This is a genomic window from Nostoc sp. 2RC (assembly GCF_014222165.1).
Classification (GTDB): Bacteria; Cyanobacteriota; Cyanobacteriia; order Cyanobacteriales; family Nostocaceae; genus Nostoc; species Nostoc linckia.
Genome location: NZ_JACKZU010000006.1, coordinates 42,222 through 59,037 on the forward strand (window position 1 = coordinate 42,222; position 16,816 = coordinate 59,037).

Below are 16,816 nucleotides of genomic sequence, written 5' to 3' on the forward strand. Positions count from 1 at the left end.
CCTAGATAGCTTTACGACAATTTTTCAACTTAACAGGAGGAATTTTAATTATGGCACCAAAAATTACCGATTTCATTGAAGATGCTGGCCCTGTAGGAATTGTAGCTGGAATTGGCGCAGTTATCCTGGCCCCCGTCCTAATTCCCATCGTTGCAGGAATTGGTAAACCCATAGCCAAGTCCGTAATCAAAGGCGGACTTCTAGCCTATGAAAAAAGCAGAGGAGCCTTTGCAGAACTTGGTGAAAGCTGGGAAGATATTGTAGCCGAAGCCAGAGCAGAACTAGCTGAAGACAAGCAAACTCCAGTATTTGAAGCTGCAAGTAGCTCCGTTGACAACACCTCAGATAATGGTGTGTAAAATTTTCAAAAAGGGGAATAAGGCATTGGGAAAGGGGTAAGGGGAAAAGGGGAAAGATTAAATTTATTCCTTTTCCCTTTAACCTTTAACCTTTTCCCCTACCTCCTCTGCTCCCCCATCTCCCCACTCGCTTCTTTAAAATCAAATTCAAAATCAGGACGGCAGTTGTGTGTTGACAAATAGTCATGGTAGTCTGACCGAGATGCCTAAAATTATTCAGCAAGCGGCTTTAAGCAATTCATCCAAACGAATATCCACAAAAATTGTCAGCAACACCCCAGGACGGCTACGCTTGAGAGTTGCTCCACCGCATCGTGAAAATGGGGAAATTCAACGCATTGCTAATGCACTGGCGGCGCAAGCTTATATTAACCAAGTGCAGACTAATATTCATCACGGTAGTATTGCCATCAAGCACGATGCTAAAGATGACACTTTGAAAAATATAGTTGCCACACTCACAGATTTAGGAGTTATTTTCGCTGATATTACTGAGGGTAACTCTGAAGCTGCGGTGGGCATTACAAATGCAATTGTTAACTTAAATAAAAAAGTCGAATTTGCAACTAAAGGAGAAATTGACTTGCGGGTGATTTTTCCCTTAGGATTGAGCATCCTTGCTGTTAGACAGTTACTAGCTAAGGGTTTGCAATTTGAAATTATTCCCTGGTATGTGTTGGCATGGTACGCTTTTGATAGTTTTATTAAATTGCATGGCGTCAGCAAACCACAATCAACAAATAATGGCTGAACATATTTGATATTCCCCGCCCTAAATGTATGGGGATTCTTGATTCAACCATGTTTTTATAAATTTACGAGAAGTTGAAGCAAAGGCTTATAGCAGTAAACAAGCAATAAGCAACAGGCTTTAACTTCTTTTGATGTCTGGCTATCAAGCCCAGCTTATGTCTTATATCAAGTTCGGATAACACTTGTAATTCAAAATTCTCCCTTGTTTTTGCCTCAGTCTTAATTATAACTATTCAATCGAATCTGATAATAAATAAAGAGTTTTTAAAGATTTAAAATTTTACAATTCATTGTTACTGTAAGCATGTTATAGCTATTGTAATCGTAAATACTCTTAACAAGAGATGCCAAGATTGAAATATGAGCTATTAAGTTAGTGGCATGGTAACGAGTAATATAACAAGTTACAACACTGTTAATTGCTCTGAGCTTTGAAATAATTGCGTTTAGATCATTTCATTGCAATTTGTGAATTTTGGTTGATGAAAAGCATTAGGATCGATTTACAAAAAACTATGTCTAAATCTCCACAACACAATTCCAAGTTTCTATTAAATTGGTCTTTTTATATAGGAATTTTAATTTTATTAGTTATTTTTTCTATTTATAGCTATTCAATATTCTCAGATAAATTATTTTTAGGAGAGGGTGATAAAGGAGGCCGTTTTTCCATAGCGATGCAGTTTGCTCATGAACCGAGCAAAGCTTTAGATCTAAAATATTGGGTATCAGCATGGCCGCCAGTTCCCTTTATCATTCAGTCTTTAATTCTACGCTTGGTTCTTTCTCCAATGGCGTCGGATATTAATGTAGGTATCAAAGCTGTTGAATTAACTAGCGTTACTTTTGTGTTGCTAGGTTTCTTTTTTATTGGTCGTTCTGTGGCTGTGCAAACTAATGAATTCACAGGGCTTTTAGCTTTGTTGTTGTCTTTTTGCACGCCTTTAATGATGAACTTAGCCCATACTCCAATGGCTGAAGCATACGCTTTTTTCTTTATTGCATTTGGTATTTATAATGTATTTAGTTATGTAAAAAATCAAAAACACTTTGTTTATATTATAATTTCCATTTTATCGTTTATTTTAGCATATTTTTGTCGTTCGGAGAGTCTATTTTTTTCCTTGGTTGCTGGAGTCTTCCTGATAGGACATAAAAAATGGAAATCAGCGATATTGCTTGTATGCATGACAATATTAGTAGCACTTGCTCAAATATTAGGAACTCCTTTTTTAATAGAGGGAACCCATCTTTATGACAGAGAGTTATGGGGAGGAAAAGGATTAGACAGACTAAAATATGCTAAGACACTACTGTTTTATTTTTTCAATGCTAGCAAAAAAATTATTGTCTTTTCTTTAATTTGGATTCTTCCTTTAGCTTATTTAAAGTTAAAAGAGCGTGGACATGTAAAGTCTAATAAGGTTGCAAAAACTCAAGAAAATTTCAAAGCTCTGATTATTAAGTTTTACAATAATTTTAATTTATGGATAGTGAATTATCCCATTACTATCTGGGCAATTTTCTTTTTGGTTGCATTAACACTGCCAATTCTGTTAGCTTTACAAGGTGCGATCGATCCACTATCACGATATTTGTACTTAGCTAATATTTTTATAACCACTGCGATCGCTATCATTATTGCTCAAACTGTCGATGCTTTCTCTGTGATTAATAAAAGGTTAGGAAAGCAGTTAGTTATTGCAAGCCTTACACTAGTCATATTATTTTCTAGTACGTTTAGTTTTCCTTATGCAAGTGGTAGTGTAAGCGCTCAAAAGATACCACCATCAATCAAGGAAGTTATTAATTTTATTTCTCTCAATAAACCCCCAAAGACTCGAATAGCATTTGATTTTTTAGAGTGGCAAGAATATGGAATGGCGGCGTACTTGTCAGATCCGCAATTAACTACAACTGCTACACAGTTTTCCCTTGTATGGACTGCTTTTCCACGAGAAATTGATTCAGAGATTACATCTTTATTACCCAAAGAATTCCAGGTTCCTGCACCTCAATCAACAGTGGAGGGAAGAACCGCTATTTTCCATTCCTATATTTATGCTAAAAATCCTCAGTATTTTGTAATTGCTAGTGATTCTTTGTATACAAAAGTAGAAAATTATCCCAGAATTAAGGATGCAGTAGGATTTGGCAGAAACTATATCCGAAAATATTTAACTCCCAAAGACCAAACAAAATCAATATTTGAGTTTCAGTCACCGTATATTTTTCCAGAAAAGAAAATCACCTTGAATAAAGTCTATGAAAATGATTCGTATATTATTCTAAAATATTAGTCTGCTATGGAGGTTTGCCATACATAAAGTTTAAATGGTCTGCAATCGTGTATCTTTATTATCAGTTATCAGTTTCGTCCGTTGGGTAAGGCTTCCTGCATTTGTCGGTCTTTATGCTTTTTTGAGCATTACGATCGCAGCATCAGCTCTGAGGAATGTTAACTGTTGACTGATTCTAAATACTGTTTGTCAGAAGTGACCAAACCATGAAAAAGCTGATCAACAAGCCAGAAGACTTTGTACGCGAAAGTCTAGAGGGTATGGCAGTTGCTCATTCTGATTTAATAAAAGTCAACTATGACCCCACTTTTGTCTATCGAGTTGATGCACCGATTCGAGGAAAAGTAGCAATTATTTCTGGTGGAGGTAGCGGTCACGAACCGATGCACGCTGGCTTTGTGGGCAGAGGAATGCTTGATGCAGCTTGTCCTGGTGAAGTTTTCACTTCCCCTACTCCTGACCAAATGCTAGAAGCAGCCAAGCAAGTAGATGGAGGGGCTGGTATTCTTTATATCGTCAAAAATTACAGTGGCGATGTGATGAACTTTGAAATGGCAACGGAATTAGTGCGTTCTGAGGGCATCCCGTCGCTAAATATTTTGATTGATGACGATGTGGCAGTCAAGGACAGTTTGTATACCCAAGGACGACGGGGTGTAGGAACAACAGTACTGGCGGAAAAAATTTGCGGTGCAGCAGCCGAAGAAGGGTATGATTTATCACAAATAGCAAATTTGTGTCGGCGAGTAAATTTGCATGGACGAAGTATGGGAATTGCTCTAACATCTTGTACCACACCAGCCAAAGGAACGCCGACATTTGAATTGGGCGATGGCGAAATTGAATTAGGCATCGGTATTCACGGTGAGCCAGGAATAGAACGTACAAATATAAAATCAGTAGATGAGATTACCGAAATTTTGACGCGATCGCTCATTGAAGATACAGCATACACTCGTACAGTGCGCCAGTGGGATGAAGACAAAGGAGAATGGACAGATGTGGAACTCATCGACCCACCACTGGTAAAAGGCGATCGCTTATTAGCTTTTGTCAATGGTATGGGTGGTACTCCAGTTTCGGAATTGTATCTTGTTTACCGCAAACTTGCCGAAATCTGCCAGCAACAAGGATTGCAAATTGTCCGCAACTTAATCGGGTCTTATATTACATCTTTAGAAATGCAAGGTTGTTCCATTACTCTGCTGAAATTAGATGATGAAATCATCAGGTTATGGGATGCACCAGTAAAAACACCGAGTTGGCGGTGGGGAGTTTGATATGGTGACTCAGGCGCAGATATTACAATGGTTGCAGGCATTTGCATCGGAAATAGAGCAGAATAAAACATATTTGACAGAATTAGATGCAGCAATTGGAGATGCTGACCACGGGATAAATATGGATCGTGGATTTAAAAAAGCGATCGCTCAGTTACCCAATGTTGCAGACAAGGACATTGGCAGCATTCTCAAAACCGTGAGTATGACCTTGATTTCTTCTATTGGCGGTGCTAGCGGCCCTCTTTACGGCACTTGGTTTTTGCGAGCTAGTGCTGTGGTAGTTCTTAAACAGCAATTAACAAAACAAGAGTTGTTACAACTACTGCAAGCAGGTTTAGACGGCGTGCTGCAACGTGGCAAAGCTCAACTAGGAGACAAGACAATGATAGACGTGTTGTCTCCAGCTGTGGCGGCTTTTAGGCAAGCTGTAGAAGAAAACCAAAGTACTGTGGAAGCTATGCAACAAGCTGTAGTGGCTGCCCAAAAAGGGTTGGAGGAAACTATACCAATGCAGGCGAAAAAAGGACGGGCTAGTTATTTAGGAGAAAGAAGTGTTGGACATCAAGATCCGGGAGGGACTTCTGCTTATTTGATGTTGAAGAGTTTGTTAGAGGTGTTACAAAGTTCTGGGGAATAATTATCTGATTGCTAATGTTCATACTAAAGCACGGATAAAATCACTTGATTGGAAATGGAATAGTATGGTAATCACACCCTTTTTTGACTTGTGCCTTAACAATCGAGATGATTAATTAAATATTGGCTTTTCGTAGATATTATCTAAAAATTCCAACTTATTTGAACCACAACCGATATACTCTGAATACGCCATTTGCCTCCGGAGCGAATCAAATCGTACCGGACTCGCAACTTTTCATTGGAAGAACCTTGAAATTGGCCATTTTCATATAACTGTGTAGCTTCTTGAACTGTAGCTTCCACAGCGGCGCGATCGCTAAATAATTCACCATTTTCTACAGATTCAATCTTCAGGCTATGATCGTACTTACGATAGCGGTTATCTGAGCGATCTTGTTGAGCAATCAGCCGCCATTGAGATAAAGCCGAACCAGTTAAAATGTTGTCTAAATTATTAATTTGATGATTAGGCCCTAAAGCTGCGGCTTTTGTAGATAGCCAAGTTTGAATTACTTCCTCAGCCGTTGCATTTGTTAAAGTTCCTTGTGATAATTGTGGTTTACTAGGTTCGGGAATAAATACTGGTGGTTGATTTATTTGTACGAATAACTGTAAATCATGCTTAGGTGGTGTGGGGAAAAATAGATTTTTTATCCATCCAAAAGCTGTTGTGGCTAACACCCAGAAAACTAATAGAGTCACAAGGGAAATAAACACTCTCCACACCAGCCGTGTTTTACCTTCTATTGTGTTAGCAAAAGTTCGCCGCCGCCGCCGTGGACGAGGACGAGGACGATTCTCAGGTATACGTTCTCGGCTAACAGGTTGAGTAGGTTTTCTTCGCCTACGCTTTTGGTTTTGATTCGCTGCTGTAGTCCTCGCCGAACCATTCCAATACTGATTAGTAGCTGTGGTCATGCGTTCAGCAGTAGGAAGTGGTGCAGCAGTTACTTCTGGTTTGACAGTTTCAGATGAATTCCATTTTGGTGGCGAGGAGTTGGAATATTCTGGTGCTTCTTGTGTTGGTGTTTCTGGTAAATCTAGGTTGGGTGTAGAATGGCGATCGAATTGTCGAAAAGTCCCAGTTGAATTTTGAGGAAAACGCGGATTATTGGTTTGTGGCTGTTGAAATAGCTGGGGATTAATGACACCAGATTCATTAGTTGTTTGGGCATCATTTGGCAATGCTTCTAAATAAGCTTGCACCTGGGGGTTAGCAAAGTACTCTTTGAGAGAAGCTTGCTGGTTTGCCAAATCTCGAAAATGCGGAAATACTTCGTGTTGTAACCATTGTTCTGTATATAAACATAACCCTGGTAATAAATCTGGAGAATCTTGAGATTTTTCCCGAATAAAAACTAAAGCTTCGTATTCTTGACTCAGTTCTAAAACACGAGTTGCTTCTTCGGTTTGCCCCAAAAGTAATGCACATAATGACTGTTCTAAATGTACATCTTGGCGATTGCCCAGACGCGCTAGCATCTGTTTTGCTTGACGAATTAAAGCTGGTTGTCGTTGAGTAAATCCTCTGGCTATTAAAGCATAAACAGCCAAATAAATGGCAACAGCAGAGGGTCGTTTGCTTTCGGCTTCAAATAACTTGTGTTGTTCTGCGGCCGTTAAGTAATTGCGTAATTGCTGGATAAAACGTAGAAAATCATCTATGTTTAAACCAGAGCGATCGCTATTGGTACCATCAATGCCACCACGATCTTCTAAAAGATTTTGCAATAATTCCAAGCCTTGGCGTCGTTCGGCAGTCTGTTCTAAAGGTAGTGCCAATAACTCTAAAATTCGATAAGGCCGCAATTTATAAAGATCTGCTTGAATTTCTGCCTGTACGCTGGCAAATAACCCTTCCCTAACTAGCAATTCCTCACCAGTTTCTAAAGATACAGCTGCATTTTCGTAGTGACCTTGTTGCCACTGTTCCCGTCCTAGTTCTAAACAAGCAAGGGCAACGGTGAGAACGACATCGGGACGTTCTGGACTTTCGGGAATTTCTGCCTCTGCTAGATTATTGCCTTTATTGTTACCGGAAACACCGTTTTTATTCACTAGGTAAGGACGACCTAGTTTGAGTACGAGTTCGTATTCCCCTAATTCTTGCAAAATCAACAAAGCGCCAACTAATTGGTCTTGGGAAACATCAATGCCCAAATTTTGAACATCAACGATTCTTTTTTGGCTTTCTTTGGGATTTTCTCCTGCTACTGTGCCAGCAGCAACGTTATCGGGGTCATAGGCGTGGGCGAGATAAAGGTGATCGTAAGTACTGCGTTGTTTTGGATCTGATAAAACCACGTAAGCTTCTTCTATAAGTTGTTTACGAGAAGAAATTGCTGCGATTGAATACTCACGTCTTGGCAATTGTACAATGCGATCGCTGTATGCCTGCCGCAATTGTTCGTCACTTGCCGCTAACGGTAGTCCTAAAATTCGGTAGTAATCTAGCGGAATTCGCACAGTCCACTTCCCCTGCACCGCGATCGACATAATTCACCTAGAGCGTTCCAGGCCAGTAAAACCGTGCCATAATAATGCCGTGTAGAATCTACTCTACAAGTGTATATTGCAACTACTTGTTTTGTACGTTCCCGAAATTTTGAGTCACATTCTAGTACTAATTTTTTGCCTTCGCCTAGAAAGCTTAAGCTTTTTGTCTTAATTCTTAGTATTTTTTGATTAATACAATCTTCGATACCATAAACCACAACTACCGCTGTTGTCAGGGCATAAATGTTGTGGTTACAGAAATCTATAGATTTTTTTTTGGGACTTTCCCTAGTATGCAGTCAGTAAACTACTACTTTTGGTGGTTGACCCTGATAACAGGAGACATGAATCATATCATATTTAACCTTTAATTACAATTACCTATTTAGGTATAGAAACTTTTGCCTCATTTTTTTTAAATTGTTAATGGGTATGCAGAAACCAGTCTATCTTGATTGGTACTGTATTAAGGGGAATGGTGAGACAAAAAAAACCCCAAACAGCAGATGTCCCATTTTGAGTCACATACTACAGGGTTATGGGGGCAAAAGTTAAAATTTCCTTTGGGAAATTCAATTGTATCTAAAATGACACCACCTACTTTCCCAAAAAGTAAAAATCCACCTATTCCCCAAAATCCTTTTTTGGTGCATAAATAAAGCTTGATTGTTGAGTCTTGCAAACGCTAACCTGTTAAAGGCTTAGACGTTATCAGATCGACTTATTTAAGACCGTAACTTTAAGTTGTACAACAGGGATACTGGAAAATAATGGTTCAAGAGCGTACTTTACCCGCATTTGATGTTGCCACTAGCCGCATCACTAAAGAAGAAGGGTTAAGGTTATATGAAGACATGGTACTAGGGCGCTTATTTGAAGACAAATGCGCTGAGATGTATTATCGGGGCAAAATGTTTGGTTTTGTCCATTTGTACAACGGTCAAGAAGCTGTTTCCAGCGGCATTATCCAGGCAATGCGCCCTGGTGAAGATTACGTTTGCAGTACCTACCGCGACCACGTCCACGCTTTGAGTGCGGGAGTACCAGCAAAAGAAGTCATGGCAGAATTATTTGGCAAAGCCACGGGTTGCAGCAAAGGGCGCGGTGGTTCCATGCACATGTTTTCCGCCGAACATCGCTTACTGGGAGGCTATGCATTTGTCGCAGAAGGAATTCCTGTAGCCGCCGGAGCCGCTTTTCAAACCAAATACCGCCGCGAAGTTCTAAAAGACAAAACCGCCGACCAAGTGACAGCTTGCTTTTTTGGCGACGGTGCAGCCAACAACGGTCAGTTTTTTGAGACCTTAAACATGGCGGCTCTTTGGAAATTGCCAATTCTTTTCGTGGTAGAAAATAATAAGTGGGCAATTGGTATGGCCCACGATCGCGCAACTTCCCAACCAGAGATTTACAAAAAAGCCAGCGTATTTAACATGGTGGGCGTGGAAGTAGACGGTATGGACGTGTTGGCGGTGCATACTGTTGCCCAAGAAGCCGTAGCCCGCGCCCGTGCTGGAGAAGGCCCGACATTAATTGAGGCATTGACCTACCGTTTCCGCGGTCACTCCTTAGCAGACCCCGACGAACTACGTAGCAAAGCCGAGAAAGAATTTTGGTTTGCCCGCGACCCAATTAAAAAGTTGGCAGCTTATTTAGTGGGGCACAACCTAGCCACCGAAGAAGAACTCAAAGGCATCAACCGTAAAATTCAAGAATTAATCGACGAAGCAGTGAAATTCGCTGAAACTAGCCCCGAACCAGACCCAAGCGAATTGTATCGTTTCGTTTTTGCAGAAGACGAGTAACAAAGTTAGGAGTTAGGAGTTAGGAGTTAGGACTTACGCAAAAACTCTCTGAAACTCTTATTCTTCCGTGTCTTCTGTCTTGAAAAGTTCAGATGCCTGCGGCAACCCCTTCGGTGTACGCCGGAAGCCGGCGCTCCGACTTTTCGCTGCGTCCTCTGTGGTTAGATTTTCCGTTGCCTGTGCGTAAGTCCTGATAATCTTTAACTCCTAACTCTTAACTCCTAACTCTTAACTCCTAACTTATAATCTTTAACTCCCAACTATCCCCTCAACTTTGGACTAAAATTTGTGTTTACCATTGCAGTTCAACAGCAACAGTACAAAACTTATATCCTTTCAGATGAAGCGGCTGCTTCTCAATTGGAAGTTGTCCCAGAACGCGGTGGTATTATTACCCGTTGGCGGATACAGGGGCAAGAAATTTTTTATTTGGATACTGAACGCTTTGCTAACCCTGATTTGAGTGTCAGAGGCGGAAATCCGATTTTGTTTCCTATCTGTGGCAATTTACCAGATAACGTTTACACTCACGACGGGAAACAATATACTCTCAAACAACATGGCTTTGCCCGTGATTTACCTTGGCAAGTCACCGACCAAGTGACTCAAGATAAACTTAGCCTCACCCTTGTCCTCCGCAGCAACGAGCAAACACGGGCTGTTTATCCTTTTGAGTTTCAGGTAATTTTCACTTACCAACTCCAAGGTAATACCTTAGAAATTCACCAGCAGTATCAAAATCTTTCAAGCGCGCCATTGCCCTTTTCTTCGGGATTTCACCCCTATTTTCTGACCTTCGATAAAAATGGGCTAGAATTTGAAATTCCCTCTCAGGAGTATCAAGACCAAATAACCAAAGAAATTCACCCCTTTAAGGGCAATTTTGACTTCAACCAAGATGAAATTGATGTTGCCTTTAAGCAGCTAACCAGTAAATCAGCAAGTGTGACTGACAATAACCGCAAGCTGAAGCTGACTTTAGATTATGGCGATGAATATCCCATTTTGGTATTTTGGACGCTCAAGGGCAAAGACTTCTACTGTCTCGAACCCTGGAGCGCTGCTCGCAACTCTCTAAACACTGGCGAAAATCTCACTATATTAGATCCAGGGGGCAGCTACACGGCATCTGTAAGGTTGACAGCAAATTTTTTCTAAGCCCCTTTACAAATCCATATATGTCTATGCTATGATGGCAAAGTTGCGAAATGAAAGAAAGGGTCGCTAACTCAACGGTAGAGTACTCGGCTTTTAACCGATTAGTTCCGGGTTCGAATCCCGGGCGACCCATAAAAGAGAATTCAGAATTCAGGAGTCAGAATTCAGAATTAAATTAGTCTATCGACCTAGTGAGTAAGGTTAGCTAGTGTACTTCATTAAGTGGAAATTTGATGTATATTTTGGGTTGGAGGTTGCTAAGAGATATACCGTTCAATCCAATTTTGGTTGAATATCAATTGATAAATACGGTTTTGGACTTTCAGAGAACCTTGGTGTTTAATAATTAGCCCTGATAAGAGCAATTCTTTTTCTTCTGGACTATCAACAGAAGGTATTTCCCCTTGTTGTAAAATTTGCTGATAAAGCTTTAGGAGTTTGTTAACTTGTAAATCGCTATTGAAAATGCGATCGCGAATTGTTCTTAAATGCTCAGGCTCATCCTGGGATTCCCAATTATCTATCACATTTGTCACGACCAAATTTTCTATCCATTCGGCTTCAGTATTTGCCAAAATCATAGATGAAGAATTACGAATCAGCTTACAGAGTTTTTGAGTCAAAAAAGGCTGTCCGTTTGTCCAGTGTAATACTTCTCTGATTATTTTACGAATGGCGATCGCATCGTTCACTTTCTCTTTTAAACCTTCACCTAAAGGATAAACTTCATCTTCTTTAAAACCCTGTAATTGAATTGATTGACCAATATTAAATGGCGTTCGCTTATGGTCTGAGATTAAATCTGAGGGTGTTGCTACGCCAAAGAAAGCAAAAGTTAAACGTCGATATTCTACATTTAGACTACGCTGGTTGTAACAGAAGCGCACCAAAGCAAAAAAATCATTTACAGAGAACTTTAAACCTAAAACGCTATCAATTTCATCAATAAATATATAAATTTTTTCACTCTGGACTTGTTTCAGTAAAATATTTTCAATAAATTGACTCAATTTTTGGGTGGGCGATAAATCTTTGTATTCATTCCACCAAATTGGAAGATTTACCTTATCTAACAAATCAAAATTCTGCCATAACTCCACTGCTAACCCCAGATACCATTGAGCCGGGGTAATATCATCACTACCAATGCGGGTTAAATCAATTGCCGTACAACTAAATCCTTCTTGCTGAAGATGATGCATCATCCGTACCATCAAACTTGATTTACCCATCTGTCTGGCATTTAAGATGTAACAGAATTCACTATGCCTCAGTGCTTGATAAAAGTGGCGGTCAGCAGAACGCACAACATAGGTCGGAGCATCCATTGGTAAACTACCGCCAATTTGATAATCATAGTTTGAGAGTTTTTCTGAACTTTTAAGTAAATCGTTTTCAAATTTTAGTTTTTCTTGAGTAACTTTTAGTTCTTCTAATGTTTTTAACAGTTCTCGATTTCGTTCTTCAACTTTTTCTTCTAAATTCCGATTATAATTTTCTAATTGTTTGTATAAACGTGAATTTTCAATAGAAATAGCTGCTTGAGCAGAAAGAATTTTTAAGATTTCAATGCGTTCTGGAGTAAATGCGTGTGTAATTAAATTATTTTCTAAATATAGAATGCCGATTAATTTACCTTGATTAAGTAAAGGAATGCAAAGAATCGATTTAGGTTGCACAACAGTAACGTAAGGATCGGTGATAAATTGCCCTTCATGTTGTGTATCATCTAAAACTACGTTTTCCTGGCTATGGAGGACATAGTTAACAACTGTAGTGGGAAGAAGAGGTAAATTGCTAACAGTATCAATAAAATCGAGAGTGATAGATTGTAAAACCGTAACATTATCATCATCCATTCCTCCTTCAGCTTCAATCACCCAATGTTTGTCTTTTTCAAGAATTAAAAAACCTCTTTGAGCGCCTGCATTTTCAATACAGATTTTCATCAGTTTTTTTAACAATTTATCAAGGGTGATTTCACCAGCTATGGTCTGTGAGGCTTTAACAACAGTTATCAAATCAAGTTTTTTACTATCATTATTACTTGTAGAGATAGTGCTATTGATATCCTGATTATCTGTTTGATTTTTGACATTTACTAACAATTGTGGGTATTCGACTTCCAGATTTTTAACTTTGGCTATGGCTCCCCATTGAAGATAACAATAATGAGCATTTTTTAAATAAAAATAACCAATTTTATCTCTACCGATTTCAAGATAAAATTCCCCTGCACGCTCGTAAGCTATGGCTTCTTCATGAATAAATTGATATTTTTTAGCGCCTTGAATAGCTTGTTCATAAAGTTCTTCAGCTTGCCAATTTTGTCTTAAAATTCGCGCTTTTTCAGCCTCTATTAAAGCATATTTATGCTGAAAATTTTCTGGGCAATGTTTAGCCCACTTTTTCATATCGTTTTGATTAATTTTAATTTGTCTAATTACTGATGTTTGCTCTTTTTTAGAAGAATTTTTATAATTAGCAAGCAAAGCAAGGGAAGAATAAAAAATATAATGTGGTAAAGTTATGTACGAACTAATATTTTCAACGTATTCTCCGGCTTGAATTCCGTTTTGGGAAGCTTGCTTAAAGTCTTTAAAAATATAAAAATTCATTAATTTTGTAAAATAATTAATGAATAACAACCAAGTATTAAGATTGATCGAATCATTATCATCTTTAAATGTATTATCAAGTTTTAAAGAATTCTCCATTAAATTAATTATCATCTGTCGGCATTTTTTGGCATAAAAGGCAGAATACTCTTGCATTACCTTTTCCATCAATTGAATAAAATTAGTAAAATTATTTTCAATTTCTTCGAGAGGATATCCACCAAAAAATCTGATTAAACAATAACTAACAGAGGCAAAAAAAGCATATTCATAATCGCCAACATCAATTCCTCTTTGGAAAGCATCTAGTAAATTTTCTTGTGCAGTGGTATCCCGAATCCAATAATTCCAATGCCAGATAAAGCCATAATAATCATGTATCACTAAGGCTTTTAATTTAACAAGATTATATTTTTCTACTAAATTAATAGAGAGTAGACCAAATTCATATCCTAATTGAATATTTCTATCTATATTAAGTCCTTTCATTCCCTTACATATAAATGTTCCGTAAAGAGAATAAGGGCAAGGTGCATGAGGAGAATTTCCATATTGAATGCAAAGATTAACTTGTATTAATACAGCCTCAAGATATAACAAAAAATTTGTCACTATTGTAGAAGTCATAATTTGCTGCAATATTGACATAGCTGCAAGCTTATACGGATCAGTCATTTGGGGAAGATACAAAAGAGCCTGAACCGAAGTTTTTTTTAAATAAGACTGTAAAAATTCCTGTTCTTGGATAATTTTATTAACTATTTCATGGGGATGTTGAGCAATATTTATTCCTAGTTCTGCTAAAGCTTTAACTGCAATATCTATGGCAATTTGTTCCTGAAGTTTAGCATTATGCAAAAGAATTTTGGTTTGATATATTTTGACTTTATCAAGAATAGTTTTAGCTTGCTGGAGAACAATAACAGACAACTCTTCCGCTTCTTCGTATTTGACGTTTAAGTAAAGAGTTTCTATAGTTTCTGTATAGATTTCTAAACTTAATATATAATGAGACTTCCAGCTATTTTTATCTAATAATTTTAGACCGATTTCTAAATACCTGAGAGATGCTTCATAGGCTGTTGATGCTTTTGCTCTTTTTCCGGCTTCAAGATTGAATTTAGCAATTTTTTTTCTTTGTAACTGTTTAGTAATTAATTCAATTCCTTCATTGAGTTGATTAACAATTTTAAAAATATTTTCATTTATTTGATGTTCTGTAAAATTGTTTAACAACAAGTAGCCTATTCGTAAATGTAGCTTTTTTTTCTCTAGTTCTGGAATTAAAGAATAGGCAGCTTGTTGAACGCGATCGTGTAAAAATTTATATGGGATTAATTCTGGATATTTGGGAATAAAAGCATCAGCTATTTCAGAAGAATCGCTCGGTATTTCATCTGGACTCCAAAGTAGAGGCATCTTGTAACTATTATTTAGTGGTACGATTAAACCTTCCTGTACTGCTTGCTGAAGTTCTTGAGATGTCAATCCTTGAGATTTTTTATTGACAATTGATAAAAAATCTAAATTAAATTGGTTTCCAATACAAGCAGCTAATCTGATAATTTTCTGTGTTTGACTATCTAGCTTAGTAATTTTATTAATCATTAAATCAATTATGTTGTCAGTTATTTGAATTTTTTGAATTTGTTCTAAATCCCACTGCCAATAACCTAAATTTTTATCAAATATCAATAACTTTTCTTGATAAAGTGAATGCAATAATTGAGTTAAAAAAAAGGATTGCCTTGAGTTTTAGCAGTTAGTAACTTTGCTAGGGGCTTTGACTTTGATTCTGAACATTTTATGGTATTAGCAATGAGTTGGTTAATGTTTTTAATTTCTAAAGGTTTAAGCTCTATCTCATCTACTAGCGTACCGGCTTTTTTTATTTGCTCTATAGTTTGGATTAATGGATGAGTAACACTAACTTCATTGTTTCGGTAAGCTCCTATAATTAATAAAGTTAAGTTTTTAGGAGCAGACATCAATACTTCAAGCAACTTCAAAGATGATAAATCTGCCCACTGTAAATCATCTAAAAATATAACTAATGGATGTTCTTTTTTGCTAAATACGCTAATAAATTTTTGAAATAATAAGTTAAACCGATTTTGAACTTTAGTAGCTTCTAAATGCTCAATCGATGGCTGTTTACCAATTATTTGTTCTACTTCTGGAATGATATCAATTATTACCTGACCATTAGTTCCCAAAGCTGTTAAAATTTGTTGTTTCCATGTTTGTAGTGCAGATTCAGGTTCAGTTAAAATCTGTCGTATTAAGCTTTGAAAAGCTTGACTAATTGCTGCATAAGGAATATTCCGCTTTAGTTGATCGAATTTGCCATTGATAAAGTTACCATGTTGGCGCAATATAGGTTTTTGAATTTCATTAACTAAGGCAGATTTGCCAATACCTGAGTAACCAGAAACTAGCATCATCTCAGTTGTGCCTTTGCTAACTCGATCAAAAGTATTTAATAGTTGAGTTACTTCCTGGTTTCGTCCATAAAGTTTTTCGGGAATCTGGAACTTATCAGAAATGTCTTGGCGCGCTAAAGAAAATTGTTTAATTTGTCCTGAATTTTGTAACTGATAAAGACAATTTTGTAAATCAAATTTTAACCCTCTAGTACTTTGATATCGTTCCTCTTGAGTTTTGGCTAATAATTTCATCACAATCTTAGAAACTATCAAAGGAATTGAGGGTATTCGCTGGTGAGGTGCATCAGGTTGTTGTGCAATGTGGTAATGGACTAATTCCATTGCATCAATTGTTTCAAACGGTAACTGATTGGTTAACAATTGATAGAATGTGATGCCTAAAGAATAAAAATCACTACGATAATCTATTCCCCGGTTCATTCGACCAGTTTGTTCTGGAGCAATATAAGCTAAAGTTCCTTCTAGTTGATTTGGATTGTGAATCGTCTGATTTTCTCGCGGTAAACGAGTAGAAATGCCAAAATCAATAATCTTAACCTGACCAGTTTCTGGGTTGTAGACAATATTTGAAGGATTAATATCTTTGTGAATAATATTGGCGTTGTGAATAGCAGCTAAACTATCGGTGATTTTTAAAGCAATAGTTAAAAATTCTTCTAAAATAAACTGCCGAGCTGATGTTAAAATTTTTAAGGATCTACCGCCAAAGTCCTCTAAAAACATTACTAAACTATTCTGATATCGCTCTAATCCATAGGCTTTAATAATTCCATCAGCATTGATTGAGCGCGTGATTTCATATTCTTGTTTATAACGATTTAGTTCTGAAGGATTAAGATAGTTTTCTTTGAGAATCTTCAAAATAATAGGTTGATTATCAGGCTTAAGAATAGCTCGATAGACTAAAGAATTATCACTTTCATAAATTTGTTGAATAATCTGATAATTTTTTATAGTG

At 37.5% G+C, this 16,816-nt stretch carries 10 protein-coding genes and 1 tRNA gene; 8 read left to right on the forward strand and 3 right to left on the reverse strand.

The features are described from left to right. The first annotated feature begins 50 nt into the window (after positions 1 to 50). The 5 genes from GNE10_RS01765 to dhaL all read left to right on the forward strand — a co-directional run bounded on the left by GNE10_RS01765 (position 51) and on the right by dhaL (position 5,332). On the forward strand, positions 51 to 359 hold the full coding sequence (locus GNE10_RS01765) for a DUF5132 domain-containing protein (protein ID WP_185563387.1): 309 nt from the start codon (positions 51 to 53) through the stop codon (positions 357 to 359). A 169-nt stretch (positions 360 to 528) separates the two neighbouring features. Beyond that, positions 529 to 1,110, forward strand: coding sequence for an HMA2 domain-containing protein (locus tag GNE10_RS01770; RefSeq protein ID WP_185563388.1), 582 nt, complete (start codon positions 529 to 531; stop codon positions 1,108 to 1,110). Positions 1,111 to 1,627: 517 nt separating this feature from the next. Continuing rightward, a complete protein-coding gene (locus GNE10_RS01775; protein WP_185563389.1) occupies positions 1,628 to 3,412 on the forward strand; it encodes a hypothetical protein in 1,785 nt (594 codons plus the stop codon). Positions 3,413 to 3,618: 206 nt separating this feature from the next. Continuing rightward, the gene (gene dhaK / locus GNE10_RS01780) at positions 3,619 to 4,692 is read left to right on the forward strand and encodes a dihydroxyacetone kinase subunit DhaK (RefSeq protein WP_185563390.1); all 1,074 of its coding nucleotides are present in this window, start codon (positions 3,619 to 3,621) and stop codon (positions 4,690 to 4,692) included. A gap of 1 nt (position 4,693) precedes the next feature. Further along, complete coding sequence (gene dhaL / locus GNE10_RS01785; RefSeq protein WP_185563391.1) at positions 4,694 to 5,332, forward strand: dihydroxyacetone kinase subunit DhaL; 639 nt, start codon at positions 4,694 to 4,696, stop codon at positions 5,330 to 5,332. Positions 5,333 to 5,475: 143 nt separating this feature from the next. Here dhaL and GNE10_RS01790 read toward each other — a convergent pair whose 3' ends face one another. After that, a complete protein-coding gene (locus tag GNE10_RS01790) occupies positions 5,476 to 7,800 on the reverse strand; it encodes an IMS domain-containing protein (protein WP_185563392.1) in 2,325 nt (774 codons plus the stop codon). Between the two features lie 800 nt (positions 7,801 to 8,600). On the opposite strand from GNE10_RS01790, the gene pdhA reads away from it, so the two are divergent. From pdhA to GNE10_RS01805, 3 genes are all read left to right on the forward strand, one after another. Beyond that, entirely contained in the window at positions 8,601 to 9,635 is a 1,035-nt protein-coding gene (pdhA, locus tag GNE10_RS01795; protein WP_185563393.1) for a pyruvate dehydrogenase (acetyl-transferring) E1 component subunit alpha, read from the forward strand. Positions 9,636 to 9,923: 288 nt separating this feature from the next. Continuing rightward, entirely contained in the window at positions 9,924 to 10,793 is an 870-nt protein-coding gene (locus GNE10_RS01800; protein WP_185563394.1) for an aldose epimerase, read from the forward strand. 60 nt (positions 10,794 to 10,853) lie between these two features. Next, positions 10,854 to 10,925 (forward strand) — tRNA-Lys (locus GNE10_RS01805). 125 nt (positions 10,926 to 11,050) lie between these two features. Here the strand turns inward: GNE10_RS01805 and GNE10_RS01810 are convergent. Next, positions 11,051 to 15,106, reverse strand: coding sequence for an AAA-like domain-containing protein (locus GNE10_RS01810; protein ID WP_311774779.1), 4,056 nt, complete (start codon positions 15,104 to 15,106; stop codon positions 11,051 to 11,053). Positions 15,107 to 15,141: 35 nt separating this feature from the next. Beyond that, the coding region (locus GNE10_RS36330; protein WP_311774780.1) for an AAA family ATPase at positions 15,142 to 16,816 on the reverse strand (1,675 nt) is incomplete at its 5' end.

Excerpts from the sequence above, each read along its gene's own strand:
- GNE10_RS01765 (WP_185563387.1), top strand. The coding sequence starts at position 51 with ATGGCACCAAAAATTACCGATTTCATTGAAGATGCTGGCCCTGTAGGA.
- GNE10_RS01775 (WP_185563389.1), top strand. The coding sequence starts at position 1,628 with ATGTCTAAATCTCCACAACACAATTCCAAGTTTCTATTAAATTGGTCT.
- dhaK (WP_185563390.1), top strand. The coding sequence starts at position 3,619 with ATGAAAAAGCTGATCAACAAGCCAGAAGACTTTGTACGCGAAAGTCTA.
- dhaL (WP_185563391.1), top strand. The coding sequence starts at position 4,694 with ATGGTGACTCAGGCGCAGATATTACAATGGTTGCAGGCATTTGCATCG.
- pdhA (WP_185563393.1), top strand. The coding sequence starts at position 8,601 with ATGGTTCAAGAGCGTACTTTACCCGCATTTGATGTTGCCACTAGCCGC.